The sequence below is a fragment of the Janthinobacterium sp. genome (assembly GCF_009923995.1).
In the GTDB taxonomy this organism is placed as follows: domain Bacteria; phylum Pseudomonadota; class Gammaproteobacteria; order Burkholderiales; family Burkholderiaceae_D; genus Janthinobacterium.
In genome coordinates this window covers 109,613-123,093 of the sequence record NZ_RFSK01000008.1, presented here as the reverse complement: position 1 = coordinate 123,093, position 13,481 = coordinate 109,613, and the positions used below count along the sequence as shown (strand labels likewise).

At 64.2% G+C, this 13,481-nt stretch carries 10 protein-coding genes; all 10 read left to right on the top strand.

All coding sequences use genetic code 11. The features are described 5' to 3' along the window. Positions 1 to 62: 62 nt before the first annotated feature. Positions 63 to 941, top strand: coding sequence for a transporter substrate-binding domain-containing protein (locus tag EBS11_RS06540; protein ID WP_290601431.1), 879 nt, complete (start codon positions 63 to 65; stop codon positions 939 to 941). A 260-nt stretch (positions 942 to 1,201) separates the two neighbouring features. Further along, a complete protein-coding gene (gene aspT / locus EBS11_RS06535; protein WP_290601430.1) occupies positions 1,202 to 2,884 on the top strand; it encodes an aspartate-alanine antiporter in 1,683 nt (560 codons plus the stop codon). 79 nt (positions 2,885 to 2,963) lie between these two features. Next, positions 2,964 to 4,652, top strand: coding sequence for an aspartate-alanine antiporter (gene aspT, locus EBS11_RS06530; protein ID WP_290601429.1), 1,689 nt, complete (start codon positions 2,964 to 2,966; stop codon positions 4,650 to 4,652). A 72-nt stretch (positions 4,653 to 4,724) separates the two neighbouring features. After that, positions 4,725 to 6,338: a bifunctional aspartate transaminase/aspartate 4-decarboxylase gene (locus EBS11_RS06525; RefSeq protein ID WP_290601428.1), complete on the top strand. Its 1,614-nt coding sequence runs from the start codon at positions 4,725 to 4,727 to the stop codon at positions 6,336 to 6,338. 177 nt (positions 6,339 to 6,515) lie between these two features. Continuing rightward, positions 6,516 to 7,937 (top strand): TolC family protein, encoded by a 1,422-nt coding sequence (locus EBS11_RS06520; protein ID WP_290601427.1) that lies wholly within the window; start codon positions 6,516 to 6,518, stop codon positions 7,935 to 7,937. After that, the gene (locus EBS11_RS06515) at positions 7,937 to 8,911 is read left to right on the top strand and encodes an HlyD family secretion protein (protein WP_290601425.1); all 975 of its coding nucleotides are present in this window, start codon (positions 7,937 to 7,939) and stop codon (positions 8,909 to 8,911) included. The genes EBS11_RS06520 and EBS11_RS06515 overlap by 1 nt, the downstream gene beginning before the upstream one ends. Positions 8,912 to 8,917: 6 nt before the next feature. Next, entirely contained in the window at positions 8,918 to 10,099 is a 1,182-nt protein-coding gene (locus tag EBS11_RS06510; RefSeq protein ID WP_290601423.1) for an ABC transporter permease, read from the top strand. Then, positions 10,096 to 11,247, top strand: a complete 1,152-nt coding sequence (locus tag EBS11_RS06505) for an ABC transporter permease (protein ID WP_290601421.1) — start codon at positions 10,096 to 10,098, stop codon at positions 11,245 to 11,247. The genes EBS11_RS06510 and EBS11_RS06505 overlap by 4 nt, the downstream gene beginning before the upstream one ends. Positions 11,248 to 11,416: 169 nt before the next feature. Continuing rightward, on the top strand, positions 11,417 to 12,997 hold the full coding sequence (locus EBS11_RS06500; protein WP_290601420.1) for an AAA family ATPase: 1,581 nt from the start codon (positions 11,417 to 11,419) through the stop codon (positions 12,995 to 12,997). Next, the gene (locus tag EBS11_RS06495) at positions 12,994 to 13,479 is read left to right on the top strand and encodes a hypothetical protein (protein ID WP_290601419.1); all 486 of its coding nucleotides are present in this window, start codon (positions 12,994 to 12,996) and stop codon (positions 13,477 to 13,479) included. Before EBS11_RS06500 ends, EBS11_RS06495 begins: the two co-directional genes overlap by 4 nt. The last annotated feature ends 2 nt before the right edge of the window (positions 13,480 to 13,481 follow it).

Here is a 13,481-nt window from a genome sequence, read left to right as displayed (position 1 = left end):
CCTCGCTGCGCGATACTGTCATTCTGATAAGAACGCTATGAAAGCGCTGGAAAGGAGGGGCCATGCGGCGCCGTCCCGTGCTCATGCTTGCCTGCCTGTGGCCGCTCGACAGGGTCCTGGCTGCCCCGGCCGCGGTGCCGCAGCCGCAAGCGCTCGTCTATCCGCGCCACCAGGCGCTGGACGATCCCCAGCAAGCCTATGTCACGGCCTTGCTGCAGCTGGCATTGGAACGCTCGGGGCATGCTTACGCGCTGCGCCGCTCCACCTTGCGCATGGTGCAGACGCGCGCCATGCAGGAGATCGCCACGGCGTCGGGCAGCGTGGACATCGTCTGGGCCATGACCAGCCGCGCGCGCGAAACCCAGCTGCTGCCGGTGCGCATCCCCATCGACCGGGGACTCATCGGCTGGCGCGTGGCCCTGATCCAGGCGCGCCAGCCGCAGCTGCTGCGTCAGGTGCGCAGCCTGGCGGACCTGGCGCGCCTGTCGGCCGGCCAGATGAGCGACTGGCCCGATGCCGCCATCCTGCAATCGAATGGCTTGCGCATCGATACTTCCAGCACCTACGAAGGCCTGTTCCAGCAACTGGCGGCGGGCCGCATCGATTACTTTCCCCGTTCCGTAATCGAGGCGCAAAGCGAGCTGGCCAGCCATGCGCAGCTGCCGCTGGCGCTGGACGGCCACCTCGTCATCCGCTACCCGGCGGCCCTGTATTTTTTTGTCGGCAAGCACCGGCCGGAGCTGGCGCGCCATCTTGAAACGGGACTGGAGAAAATGCTTGCCGATGGCAGCTTCGGCCACTTGTTCCAGCGCCATTTCGGCCGCCTCGCGGACGGGCTGAAGTTGCCGCAGCGGCAGGTGCTGGACTTGCTCAATCCCGACTTGCCGGAGGAAACACCACTGGCGCGCAAGGCACTCTGGTACCGTCCCAAACATTACTAATAGTATTGTTGATCAGTGTCAAACAAGTCATTCAATCGTGCGCAGCTTGTTTGATGAAACGCAAGACGAGTTCAACAGAACACCTGTTGACACTTATAAAATTTTCGCCGAACATAATTCCACGTTACAACATTTTCCCAGCACAAACCTCCATGGCAGGTCGTGCGCGGGACGTATGCGCCCGTTCAAAAGCAAGCCCCTGCCAGCCTGAGAACGCCCAGATTTTCAGTAACCATCCGTCTCTTTTCGAAGGTTTGCCCATGCTCGATTCGATCGCGTCGGTATTGCACCAGGTACCGGAACTGGCCTTGTTTCTGGCGCTGGCGCTGGGCTACGCGGTGGGGCAGATACGCTTCGGTCCCATCCAGCTGGGCGGCGTGTGCGGCACCCTGATCGCCGCGCTGCTGATCGGGCAGGTGGGCATCACGCTCGACGCCAGCGTGAAGAATGTTTTCTTCATGCTCTTCATCTTTGCCCTCGGCTATGCGGGCGGCCCCCAGTTCTTTGCCAACCTGAATGCCAAGGGCTTGCGTCTGGGCATACTCTGCCTGATCGAAGTGGTGGCCGTGCTGGCGCTGGTCTTGCTGGCCACGCGTCTCATGGGCCTGGATCAGGGCACGGCGGCCGGCATGATGGCGGGCGCGGCGACCGAGTCCGCCGTCGTCGGCACGGCCACGGACGCCATTTCCAAGCTGGCCCTGCCCGTGGCGCGCATCGCCGAGCTGCAGGCCAACGTCGTCACCGCGTATTCGATCACGTATATCTTCGGCCTCATCACCATCGTCATCATCACCAGCCAGATCTTCCCGCTCTTGCTGCGCGTCAATCTGCGCGAGGAAGCGGACAAGCTGTGGGCGCAGATGGGCGGCGCGCAGGCGGGCGCCGACGACTTGCAGGCGACGCCGGAAATGGTGGGACGGGCTTACCGCATCAGCCGCGGCGCGGGACGGCGCCTCGACTCGCTGCAAACCATTTTTGCGGGCCGCGCCAGCATCACGCGCGTGCGCCGCCATGGCAAGGTCCTGCCCTTGGTGCCGGAACTGCGCCTGCGCGCCAACGACGAGGTGCTGGTGATCGGCCACCGCCCCGCGCTGGTGGCGGCCGAATCCATCCTCGGCGATGAATTTGCCGACACGACGGGCCTGAACATGGCCGTTTCCGCCGTCGAAGTGGTGCTGCAGCAAGCGTCGCTCGTGGGCCAGCCCCTGCGCCAGCTGGCCTTGCCCGCCGGCGTGCACGTGGCGGCCGTCATCCGTGGCGAACACAGCATGCCGCCCCTGCCGGACCTGGCCCTGCAGCGCGACGACGTGCTGCGCCTGTACGGCACGACGGAAGGGCGCGAGCTGAACACGGCCCTGGCCGCCATCGGCAAGCGCGTGCCCACGGGCGACCGCAGCAATATCGTGTATGCCAGCATCGGCATCGTGCTGGGCGTGTACATCGGCGGCTTTTCCGCCAAGCTGGGCGGCATTCCCTTTTCACTGGGCACGGGCGGCGGCGCCTTACTGACGGGCCTCGTGTTCGGCTGGTACCAGGCGAGGAAGCCGGGCATGCCGGGCATCCACCCGAGCGCGCTGGACATGATGAAAGACATCGGCCTGGCCACCTTCATCGCCTGCGTGGGCCTGGCGTCCGGGCCGCAGGCGATCGACCTGATCCGCCAGTACGGCCTGTCGCTGCCCCTGATGGGCGTGCTGATCGCCGCCGTTCCCGCCTCGATCTCGCTGTGCGTGGGGCACTTTTTCCTGAAACTGGAAGCGCCCGTGCTGTTGGGTGCCATTGCCGGCCAGCAATGCAGTACGCCGGCCCTGTCCGCCGTGCAGAACGCGGCCGGCAATTCCACGCCCTTGCTGGGCTACACGATCACGTATGCCATCTCGAACGTCGTGCTGCCCCTGCTGGGGCCGCTCATCGTGGCCCTGGCCGGCTCCGTGCACGCCTGAGGCGGGGGCTGGCGCATGGGACAGCAGTAAAGAGTTGTCGTCGCAGTAAAGAATTCCTTCAAAACGAAAGGCGGTCAGCATGGAATGGTTGCACGAGTTATTCAAGAAGTCGCCTGAAATTGCCCTGTTTCTCTCCCTGGCAGTGGGCTACTACATCGGCAAGATCAAGTTCGGCTCCTTCCAGCTGGGCGGCGTCGCCGGTTCACTCCTGGTGGCGGTGCTCGTCAGCCAGGTGGGCGTCGCCATCGATCCCGGCGTCAAGTCGGTGCTGTTCGCACTGTTCATTTATGCCGTCGGCTATGAAAGCGGGCCGCAGTTCTTCAATTCCCTGGGCCGCCAGTCCGTGCGCGAAATCATCCTGGCCGTGGTGCTGGCCGTGACGGCGCTGCTGACGGTGGTCATCATGGCCAAGATCTTCGACCTGGACAAGGGCCTGGCGGCCGGCGTGGCGGCGGGCGGCTTGACGCAGTCGGCCATCATCGGCACGGCGGGCGACGCCATCGCCAAGCTGGGCCTGGCGGCGGACGAAGTGGCGCGCCTGCAGGGCAACGTGGCCGTCGGCTATGCCGTCACCTATGTGTTCGGCTCGTTCGGGGCCATCATCGTCTGCGTCAACATCTTGCCCAAGCTCATGGGCCGCACCATCCGCGAAGACGCGATCAAGGCGGAAACGGCGCTGCAGGCAGGCGTGCAGGTGCTGGGACCTGGCCAGACGCCCGCCGCGCCCGACCTCATCGGCCGCATCTATGAAGTGGGTCCGGGCGCCGGGCGTTCCGTGGCGGACATCGAAAGCGCCAATCCGAACACGGCCATCACCATCGAGCGCGTGAAGCGCAACGGCCAGGTCATCGACGTCAGCCAGGACCTGGTGCTGGCCGCCGACGACATCGTGCTGCTGGTGGGCCGCCGCGAAGCCATGCTCAGCGTGTCTTCCCAGCTGGGCAAGGAATTGCATGCCGTCGAAGGCATGGAACTGGTGATGCAGCGCCGCGACATGGTGCTGACCAACAAGATCTATCACAACAAGACGGTGGGCGAGATCCGCAACGCGACGGCGCCGGGCGTGCGTCACGGCATCTTCGTCGTGCAGCTGAGCCGCATGGGCAAGATCCTGCCCATGCAGTCGGAAACCGTCGTGCAGACGGGCGACGTGGTGACCATTTATGGCGCCGAGCAGGACGTCAAGCGCGTGGCGGCCGAAGTGGGCTACATGATCGTGCCGAGCGCCAAGACGGACTTCGTCTACATGGGTGCCGGCCTCGTCGTCGGCCTGCTGGTGGGCTTGCTGGTGGCGCGCATCGGTTCCATCCCGCTGACCCTGGGCAGCGGCGGCGGCGTGCTGCTGTCGGGCCTCGTGTTCGGCTGGTTCCGCGCCAAGCGCCAGACCTTCGGCTACATGCCCAGCGGCGCCGTGCAGATCCTCAAGGACCTGGGCCTGGCCGGCTTCGTCGCCGTCGTCGGTCTCACCTCCGGCCTGCAAGCCGTGGAAACCGTGCGCCAGCATGGCCTGACCCTGTTCGGCGTGGGCGTCGTCGTCACCATCCTGCCGATGATATTGACCATGCTGATCGGCCGCTACGTCTTGCGCTATGACAACGTTGCCGTGTTTGCCGGTGCCTTGTCCGGCTCGCGCAGCGCCAATCCCGCCTTCGGCGAAGTGCTGAACGCGGCGCAGAACTCCATTCCCACCGTGCCATTTGCCATCACCTATGCCTTGGCCAACGTTTTCCTGACCTTGCTGGGCCCGCTCGTCGTGGCCTTCGTCTGAGTCAGCGAGTATCAGTACTATCCAGGCCGCCCGCACGGGGCCTCCTCACTTGTCTAATAAGGAGTAGCAGAAATGGATTTCAGTAACCCAGCCAAACTCGCCCTGTTGAGCCCATTCGAACTCAAGGATGCGCTGATCCAGACGGCCAAGCAAAGCAACCGCCTGATGCTCAATGCGGGCCGCGGCAATCCGAATTTCCTGGCGACGACGCCACGCCACGGCTTCTTCCAATTCGGCCAGTTCGCCATGACGGAAGCGGAACGTTCCTACGTGTACATGGAAGGCGTGGGCGGCTTCCCCACGCGCGACGGCATCGAGGCGCGCTTTGAAATCTTCGTGCGCAAGAACGACGGCACGCCGGGCGTGCATTTCATCGAGGCGGCCGTGTCCTACGTGCGCGACCAGCTGGGCCTGAGCGCGGGCGACTTCATCTACGAGATGTGCGAAGCCATCCTCGGCTGTAACTATCCCGTGCCGGACCGCATGCTGCGCCTGTCCGAGAAAATCGTCGGCCAGTATATTCACCGCGAAATGGTGGGCGAGCACCCCTTCGTCGGCAATTTCGACATGTATGCGGTCGAAGGCGGCACGGCGGCCATGACCTACCTGTTCGCCAGCCTGAAATCGAACCACATCATCCAGGAAGGCGACACCATCGCCCTGGGCATGCCGATCTTCACGCCCTACATCGAGATCCCGCAGCTCAATGATTACCAGTTGAACACGGTGCATATTGATGCGCCGCAATCGAACAATTGGCAATTCACAAAGAAAGAGCTGGACAAGCTGCTCGACCCGAAAGTCAAGGCATTCTTCCTCGTCAACCCCAGCAATCCACCCTCGGTCAAGATCGACGACGAGACCCTGGAATACATCGCCAAGATCATCAAGAAGCGGCCTGACCTGATCATCCTGACCGATGACGTGTACGGCACGTTTGCCGATAATTTCGTCTCCCTGTTCGCCATCTGCCCGTACAACACCATCCTCGTGTATTCGTTCTCGAAATACTTCGGCGCGACGGGCTGGCGCATGGGCGTGGTGGCCACGCACGAGAACAATATCCTCGACGAAAAAATCTCCAAGCTGCCGGAAACCGTCAAGAAGCAGCTCGATGCGCGCTACCATTCCATCACGACGGAGCCGCGCAAGCTCAAATTCATCGACCGCCTGGTGGCCGACAGTCGCACCGTGGCGCTGAACCACACGGCCGGCCTGTCCACGCCCGTGCAGGCGCAGATGACCCTGTTCTCCCTGTTCTCGCTGATGGACGAGGAGCAAAAGTACAAGCAGTCGATGAAACATATCGTGCTGCGCCGCAAGCAGGCGCTGTACCGCGAACTGGGCTTGCCGATGGTGCACGACGCCAACTCCGTACGTTACTACCATCTGCTGGACATGGAATCGCTGGCCGCGCAAATGCATGGCGAGGAATTCTCGCAGTGGCTGCTGAAGAAACTGAAACCGAACGAGGCGCTGTTCCGCCTGGCCGAGGAAACGGGCGTCATCCTGCTGCCGGGCCGGGGCTTCGGCACCACGCACCCGTCGGGCCGGGTTTCCCTCGCCAACCTGAACGAGTACGACTACGCCAACATCGGCCGCGCCATCCGTGGCATGGCGTCGGAATTCTTTGCCCTGTTTGAAAAGGAAAAGGGCGGCAAGGGCGACAAGAAGTCGAAAAAGTAAGTTTCTCCATGCTTGATTGATGACCACGGGCGCCCCGCAAGAGGCGCCCGTTTTTGCGTGGAAGCGACACTTTCCTCCAGTGCAGGCTGGAATGGACTTCCTTGCATATAATTGCTATTGTGAAAGTATAAACATGGCAATCCCGTGCTTTCCCCTCATTCATTGACTGGACGCTACATGGGCAGATTGCAAGGACATTTATTACTGGCTGGCGCGCTGAGTATCGCTTTGCCAGCGCTGGCGCAAGTGCCGGCCGGCGCGCCTTTGAGTTTCAACGAGGCGCTGCAGCAAGCCGCTGCCGCCTCGGGTGCCGTGCAAGGTGCCGTGCTCGACGTGCGTGCCAAAACGCTCAAGGCCGAGGCGCTGTCGAACATCGACGGCCCCTCGGTGGATTTGACGGCGTTCCGTGGCCGCCTGTCGACGGACTTGAACATCGATACGAGCGGCCTGTCCGGCGTGGTGGGCGGCATCGAATCCGTGCTGCCGCCCATTCCCGGCTTGCCCAAGCCACAGATTCCCAATTCCCTCAGCCGCGAAGTGGTGACGGACCTGACCTCGTTCGGCTTGCTGGGCATGTGGCCCATCTACACGGGCGGCCGCCTGGACGCCGTCAAGGGACTCGCGTCCAGCCTGACCCAGGCGGCGCAGGCGGAGCGCGTGGAAGCGGAAGAGCAGCTGGCCACCCTGGTGGCGCAGCGCTATTTCCAGCTGCTGCTGGCCAAGCGCGTCGTCGCCGTGCGGGCCGAAGTGACGGCCGGCGTGACGGAACACCAGCGCGACGCGGCCAGGCTGGAAAAGGGCGGCCTGATTTCGCGCGCCGAGCGCCTGCGCGCCGACGTGGCGCTGGACGGCGCCCGCAGCGACGAGGCGCAGGCGCGCAGCGACGAGGAAATCGCCCAGGTGGCACTCGACCGTTTGCTCGCCGTCAATACGCAAGTGCGTCCCAGCACGCCCTTGTTCGTCAACAGCTTGCCCGTCGGCACCTTGCAATCGTTCATCAGCACGGGCATGCGCGAAAACGCGAACTGGAAAAAGATCGACAGCAAGCGCGCGCAGGCCGAACAGGCCCTGAAGCTGCACGGCAAGGAATACACGCCCACGGTGTTTGCCATCGGGAACTACAACTTGAACCGCGGCAGCGAAAAGCTCGTGCGCTCGAACTGGGCCATCGGCCTCGTCGTGGCCGTGCCGCTGGTGCACCGCATCAACACGGGCAAGATGATAGCCGCCGCCAAGCTGGACCAGGAGCGGGTGGAAGTGGTGGCGCGCCAGGCCGAGCGCGACATTCCCACCCTGATCGAAAAGAACTGGCGCGCGCTGGAAAACGCCCGCATCCAGTATCTGTCCACGGCCTCGTCGGTGGAGCTGGCGCGCGAAAATATCCGTTTGCAGACGGTGGCCTTCCAGCAAGGGCAGGTGACGTCGCTGGAAGTGGTCGATGCGCGCCTGAACCTGGCCAAGGTCGAGACCCAGCGGGCGCAGACGGCCTATAACTATGTGATGGGACTGGCGCAATTGCTGGAAGCGACGGGCGAGACGCAGCGCCTGGGCAGCCTGGCGGCAGCGGCCGACATCCAATTACCTGTGGACACCAAATAATGAGCACATCCAAAAAACCGTTGGCCATAGTCGGCGCCGTCATTGTCCTGGCCTTCGTCGGCTGGGGCTTGTACCAGGCTTTCCAGCCCCAGCGCCTGCCTCTGCAGGGACAGATGGATGCGCAGGAAGTCAATGTGTCGTCGAAAGTGCCGGGCCGGGTGGGCGAGCTGTACGTCAAGCTGGGCCAGAACGTGGCCAAGGGTCAGCTGCTGTTCCAGCTGACGAGCCCGGAAGTGCAGGCGAAGATCGCGCAGGCGACGGCGGCCACGCAGGCGGCCGATGCCGTGGCGAAGAAGGCGGAAGCGGGGGCGCGTCCCGAGGAAGTTGCCGCTGCGAAAGCCAACTGGGAACGGGCGCAGACGGGCGCGAACATCGCCAAGACCACCTATACCCGCGTCAACAATATGTACGAGCAGGGCGTGATCGCCCAGCAGAAGCGCGACGAGGCGCAAGCCCAGTGGCGCGCCGCCGAGCAGCTGGCGCAGGCGGCCCGCGCGCAATATGACATGGCGCAAAAAGGCGCCCGGCCGGAAGACAAGACGGCCGCCGCCGCCCAGGCGCGCCAGGTGGGCGCCGTGCTGACGGAAGCGGAAATCGCCCTGGCCGAAACGAAGATCGCCGCGCCGGTGGCGGGCCAGGTCAGCAAGATCCAGATCCAGCCCGGCGAACTGGCGCCGCAAGGCTTCCCCGTCATTACCATGGTGAACCTCGATGACGCCTGGGCCGTGCTGCAGGTGCGCGAGGATGAAATGGGCGCGTTTTCCATGGGCAGCACGCACACGGCGAATGTGCCGGCCTTGAAGCAGCAGCTGAGCTTCAAGGTCAGTTCCGTGGCCGTGCTGCCGGACTTCGCCACCTGGCGCGCGGCCCGTCCGGGCGGCACGGACTTGCGCACGTTTGAAATCCGCCTGCGGCCTGCCATCAAGGTCGATGGCTTGCGCCCGGGCATGTCGGTCGTGTTTCCGCCGCTCTGATAGCCGATGAGCGAAGCGGATAAAGGGCTGGGTTCGGCGCTGGCGCGCGAATGGGCGCGGCTGCGCGGCGATTTCTGGGACCTGGGCATGCTCAGCTGGATACCCGTATTGCTGTGCGGCATACTGTGGCTGGTGTTTTCCGCCGGCATCGCGCGCGACTTGCCCATCGTCGTCATCGATAACGATAACTCCACCCTGTCGCGCCAGCTCACGCGCTGGCTCGACGCTTCGCCCGGCATCGCCGTGACGGCGAAGGTGGCCTCCAGCGACGATGCCTTGCACCAGTTGCGCGAACGCACGGCCTTCGGCTACCTGGTGATCCCCGGTGATTTTGAGAAGAAATTGCTGGGCGGCCGCCAGGCCACCGTGCAATGGCTGTACAACGCGCAGTTTTCCTCGCACGCGGGCGCCTTGCTGCGCGACGTGCGCACGGTCAGCACGACCTTGTCGGCCGGCATCGAGATGACGGCCCGCGTCAAGAAGGGCATGGCGCCCCTGCAGGCGGCGGCCCAGTTCGAGCCGATACGCACCACCCTGAACAGTTTATATAACGAAAACATCAGCTATGAAGCCTTCCTCACGCTGGCCCTGATGCCGTCCATGTTGCAGATTTTCATCGTCGTCGCCATCGTCACGAGCATCGGGCGCGAATTGCGCGACGGCACCGTGCCCCAATGGCTGGCCTCGGCCCAGGGCAGCTGGCCGCGCGCCGTGGGCGCCAAGCTGCTGTTCCCCCTCATCGCCTATGTGGCGCTGGCGCTGCTGTATTTGCTGTTCTTCAGCCTGGCGCGGGGCTGGGCCGTGGCGGGCAGCTTGCCGGCGCTGCTGCTGAGCATGCTGCTGCTGGTGCTGGCCTATTGCGGCCTGGCTACCTTGCTCATCGCCGCCACCCTGTCCATGCGCCTGGCCCTGTCCGGCGCCGCGTTCATCACGGCGCCGGCATTCGCCTTCGCAGGCCAGGCTTTTCCGCTGCTGTCCATGCCGCCGCCGGCGCGCGCGTGGGCCGAAGCCTTGCCGCTCACGCATTATCTGCAGCTGCAAACGAAATACTGGCTGGCCGGCGCGCCGTGGCGCTATGGCGTGCAGGAAATGCTGATACTGGCCGGTATCGCCATCGGCTGCGGCGCCGTGGGCCTGTTCCTGCTGGCGCGCCGCGCCAACGCGCCCACCGCCTGGGGGCGCACATGAGCTGGGCCGCCTTCCGCGCCACGTGGCGCGCCATGCTGACGGACAAGGGCGCGCTGACCTTGCTGTTTATCGGCGGCATCATTTACTCGTTCTTCTATCCCTTGCCGTATTCGACGGAAATCGTCCAGCGCGTGCCCGTGGCCGTCGTCGACCAGGACCGCAGCGCCATGTCGCGCCAGCTGACGCGCTTTGCCATGGCCCACCCCTCGCTGCAGGTGATCGCCGTCACGCCGGACTTGCCCGTCGCGCAGGATTTATTGTGGCGCGACCAGGTGATGGGCGTGCTGATCATTCCCGACGGCTTGCAGACGGACGTGCTGGCCGGGCGCGCCGCCCACGCGCAAGTGGCGGGCAATGGCTTGTATTTGATGCTGAACAAGGTGGCCTTGAATGGCCTGGCCGAAGTGGTGGGCACGGTGTCGGCCGGCATCGAACTGAAACGCCTGGGGGCGGGCACGCCGTCGACGGTACAGGCCAACGAGCAGCGCTCGCCCATCGCCTTCGACGCCGTGCCCCTGTTTAACGTGCGCGAAGGCTATGGCGCCTACGTCGTGCCCGGCGTGGCTACCCTGATCGTGCAGCAGACCTTGCTGATCGGCATGACCATGCTGTTCGGCACCTGGTACCAGCGCAAGAGTTTCCCTCTGGCAGGAAAACGCACGGCCGGTGGCTACGCGGGCATGCTGCTGGCGTTTGCTTCCGTGGCCTTCCTGAATTGCTGCTATTTCTTCGGCTTCGTCTTCTGGTTCCAGGATTACCCCCGTGGCGGCAATTTCGGCGGCATGCTCGTGCTGCTGGTGCTGTTCTCGCTGTGCGAGGCGGCCTTCGGCATGCTGCTGGGCATGCTCTTCCGCACGCGCGAGCGGGGCACGCAGCTGATGATCGCCACCTCGATGCCCGTGCTGTTCCTGGCGGGGCTGACGTGGCCCATATCGTCCATGCCCGTCGTGCTGCAATGGCTGCGCTGGCTGCTGCCATCCACGGCCGGCATCCAGGGCTTTGTTGCGCTCAACCAGATGGGTGCCTCGCTGTATGAAATCCGCCATGAAGTGGCGGGCTTGCTGGCCCTGCTGCTGGCCTGCGTGGCGCTGGGCTGGTGGCGCTGGCGCAAGGGGGAAGAGACGCTTGTTGATTTGAACAAGGCGTAACTGGGGCGGTATGCAATAATTTCGTTTCCACATTAAATAATGACGCCTGCCAAAACCGTAGCGAGCGGAAGGAAGTTACGGCCGAGAAGCGCAACTGTGCGGATGCACAGTGAGCATCGCCGGCCGTAAATACCGACGCGCAGCAGGTTTTTGCAGGCGTCAACCAATCATGTCCGCTTTTAACCTGTTCCAGCGCCTGTCCCAAGCCCCCACCAAGCCCAAGGCGGCGCCTGCCGCGCGGCGGTTCGACGTGGCGGACCTGTACCAGGGACCCATCGCGCTGGGCGGCGACGGCGAGGCGCAAGCGCGGCCTTTCGATGAAAAGCTGCGCCAGGCCTATTTCTGGATCGTCAACCACGCCATCATCAGCCCCCATTACGACATCGAGTACAACGACGGCCCGTCGCAGACGTATGCCGTGGGCGACAGCCGGCGCACCCTGAATTTGCCGTCGGCGCAAAGCTATTCCAGCTTCATTCTGCTGCCCCTGCTGACCTTCGCCACGCGCCGCAAATGCCTGTTCGTCGGCGGGCCGGGGCGGGGCAAGACGGCCAGCGCCCTGTTGATGGGCGTGCTGGCCGGTTCCACCGTCAAGGAAGTCAAGCGCGCCATGCAGCATGGCCACCCGCAGATGACGGTGGCCGACCTGCTGGGCAACCCGCTGCCGGCGGACCTGGTTAACGCGCAAAGCATGGACGACATCCGCATCGCCTGGCGTGCCTGGCTGGGCATGCGCGTGAAGATCGTCGATGAATACAACCGCATCCCCACGCGCACGCAAAGCGCGCTGCTCACCGTCATGGGCGACAACTACGCGGAAGTGCTGAACCATATCTACGAGTGCCCGGAAGCGGCCTGGTATCTGACGGCCAACGACGACCAGGGCGGCGGCACCTACCAGGTGATCGAGGCGCTGCGCGACCGGGTCGACGTGACGGTGCAGGCGCTGGCCTTCAACCCCCGCTTTTTAAATGAGCTGCTGCTGCGCGTGGAAGAAAATGTGCGCCCCGAAGAGCTGGTGCCGCCCGAGATCATCTTCACGGAAGCAGAAGTGGACCAGATTGGCAACGATATCCGCCAGGTTGTCGTGCCCGAGGCCGTGCGCCGCCGCCTGGAATTTTTCGCCAGCCAGTTCGAGCTGTTCGAAACGGCGGGCGGCCAGTTCGAATACATGACCAAGGATACGGCCCGCCTGGCTGGCGCCGATCGTGGCGCCGCGCAGGCCGCCGACAATGGGCGCGATCGCCTGAAGGACCTCGGTTGCCAGACCCTCAACGGCATTTCCGTGCGCACCCTGATGGCGCTGCTGATCTACGCCAAGGCCATGGCCTACTTCCGCGGCAATGGTGAAGTGGCGCTGGACGACTTGCGCCAGGTATTGCCGTTCGTCCTGCATAACAAGCTGCAGCCGGACCCGGACGCGCCATTCTTCGCGCTGCCGGAAAACGCCGCCTACCGCAGCGACAGGCTGGGCTGGCTGCGCCGCCTGTTCGACCTGTCCAACGATGAATTCAACCGCCTGGACCTGGACCGCGACGATCCCGTGGGGGTGCTGTCCGCGGAATTCGACCTGGGCCTCGACGGCGTGAGCGAGCGCGACACCCTGGCGCGCCTGAACCGCATCGAAAAGCTGATCGGCGAGCGCACGAAGGGGCGCAAGCTGTATGGCCCCCTGTACGACGACCTGCTGAAATTGAAGTATCTGCATCAGCGCTATACGAATTACCGCAGCTGGCTGCGTTCGCAATGAATGACGCGCTGAACATCGATCACTGCCGGGGCTTTCTCGACGCGCTGGCCAGGTTGAACAGCGAGGCCAGCGACCTGTGCGCGAGCTATGAGCTGCAGCGCCTGCCCGACGCGCCCGACCTGGCCACGGCGCTGGGCTTGCGCATCGAGGATTTCGCCTTGCATGCGAGCGCCCCGGCACGCGCACTGCCGGCGCCCCTGTGGCAGATCACGGTGGCGCCGTGCGGGCGCGCGCAGCTGGAGCAGGCATGCCAGCGCTGGTTCTTCTCGTCGGAGCACATGCAGGCGGCGCCGCCGGAGCGTTTTCGCGCCTGCCTCGTCAACGCCTTCCTCGAAGCGCTGGACATGTCGCTGGCGGGATTCACTATGCACGCGGTGACGATGACCTTGCCGCCTGGTGTCTGGTATGCGATTCACTGGGATGAGATCGCGTTCGAATCCGGGAACGAGCGCTATCTGCTGCATTTTTCGCATAGCGATTGAGG

Coding starts and splice junctions, on each gene's coding strand:
- EBS11_RS06540 (WP_290601431.1), top strand. CDS start 63: ATGCGGCGCCGTCCCGTGCTCATGCTTGCCTGCCTGTGGCCGCTCGAC.
- aspT (WP_290601430.1), top strand. CDS start 1,202: ATGCTCGATTCGATCGCGTCGGTATTGCACCAGGTACCGGAACTGGCC.
- aspT (WP_290601429.1), top strand. CDS start 2,964: ATGGAATGGTTGCACGAGTTATTCAAGAAGTCGCCTGAAATTGCCCTG.
- EBS11_RS06525 (WP_290601428.1), top strand. CDS start 4,725: ATGGATTTCAGTAACCCAGCCAAACTCGCCCTGTTGAGCCCATTCGAA.
- EBS11_RS06520 (WP_290601427.1), top strand. CDS start 6,516: ATGGGCAGATTGCAAGGACATTTATTACTGGCTGGCGCGCTGAGTATC.
- EBS11_RS06515 (WP_290601425.1), top strand. CDS start 7,937: ATGAGCACATCCAAAAAACCGTTGGCCATAGTCGGCGCCGTCATTGTC.
- EBS11_RS06510 (WP_290601423.1), top strand. CDS start 8,918: ATGAGCGAAGCGGATAAAGGGCTGGGTTCGGCGCTGGCGCGCGAATGG.
- EBS11_RS06505 (WP_290601421.1), top strand. CDS start 10,096: ATGAGCTGGGCCGCCTTCCGCGCCACGTGGCGCGCCATGCTGACGGAC.
- EBS11_RS06500 (WP_290601420.1), top strand. CDS start 11,417: ATGTCCGCTTTTAACCTGTTCCAGCGCCTGTCCCAAGCCCCCACCAAG.
- EBS11_RS06495 (WP_290601419.1), top strand. CDS start 12,994: ATGAATGACGCGCTGAACATCGATCACTGCCGGGGCTTTCTCGACGCG.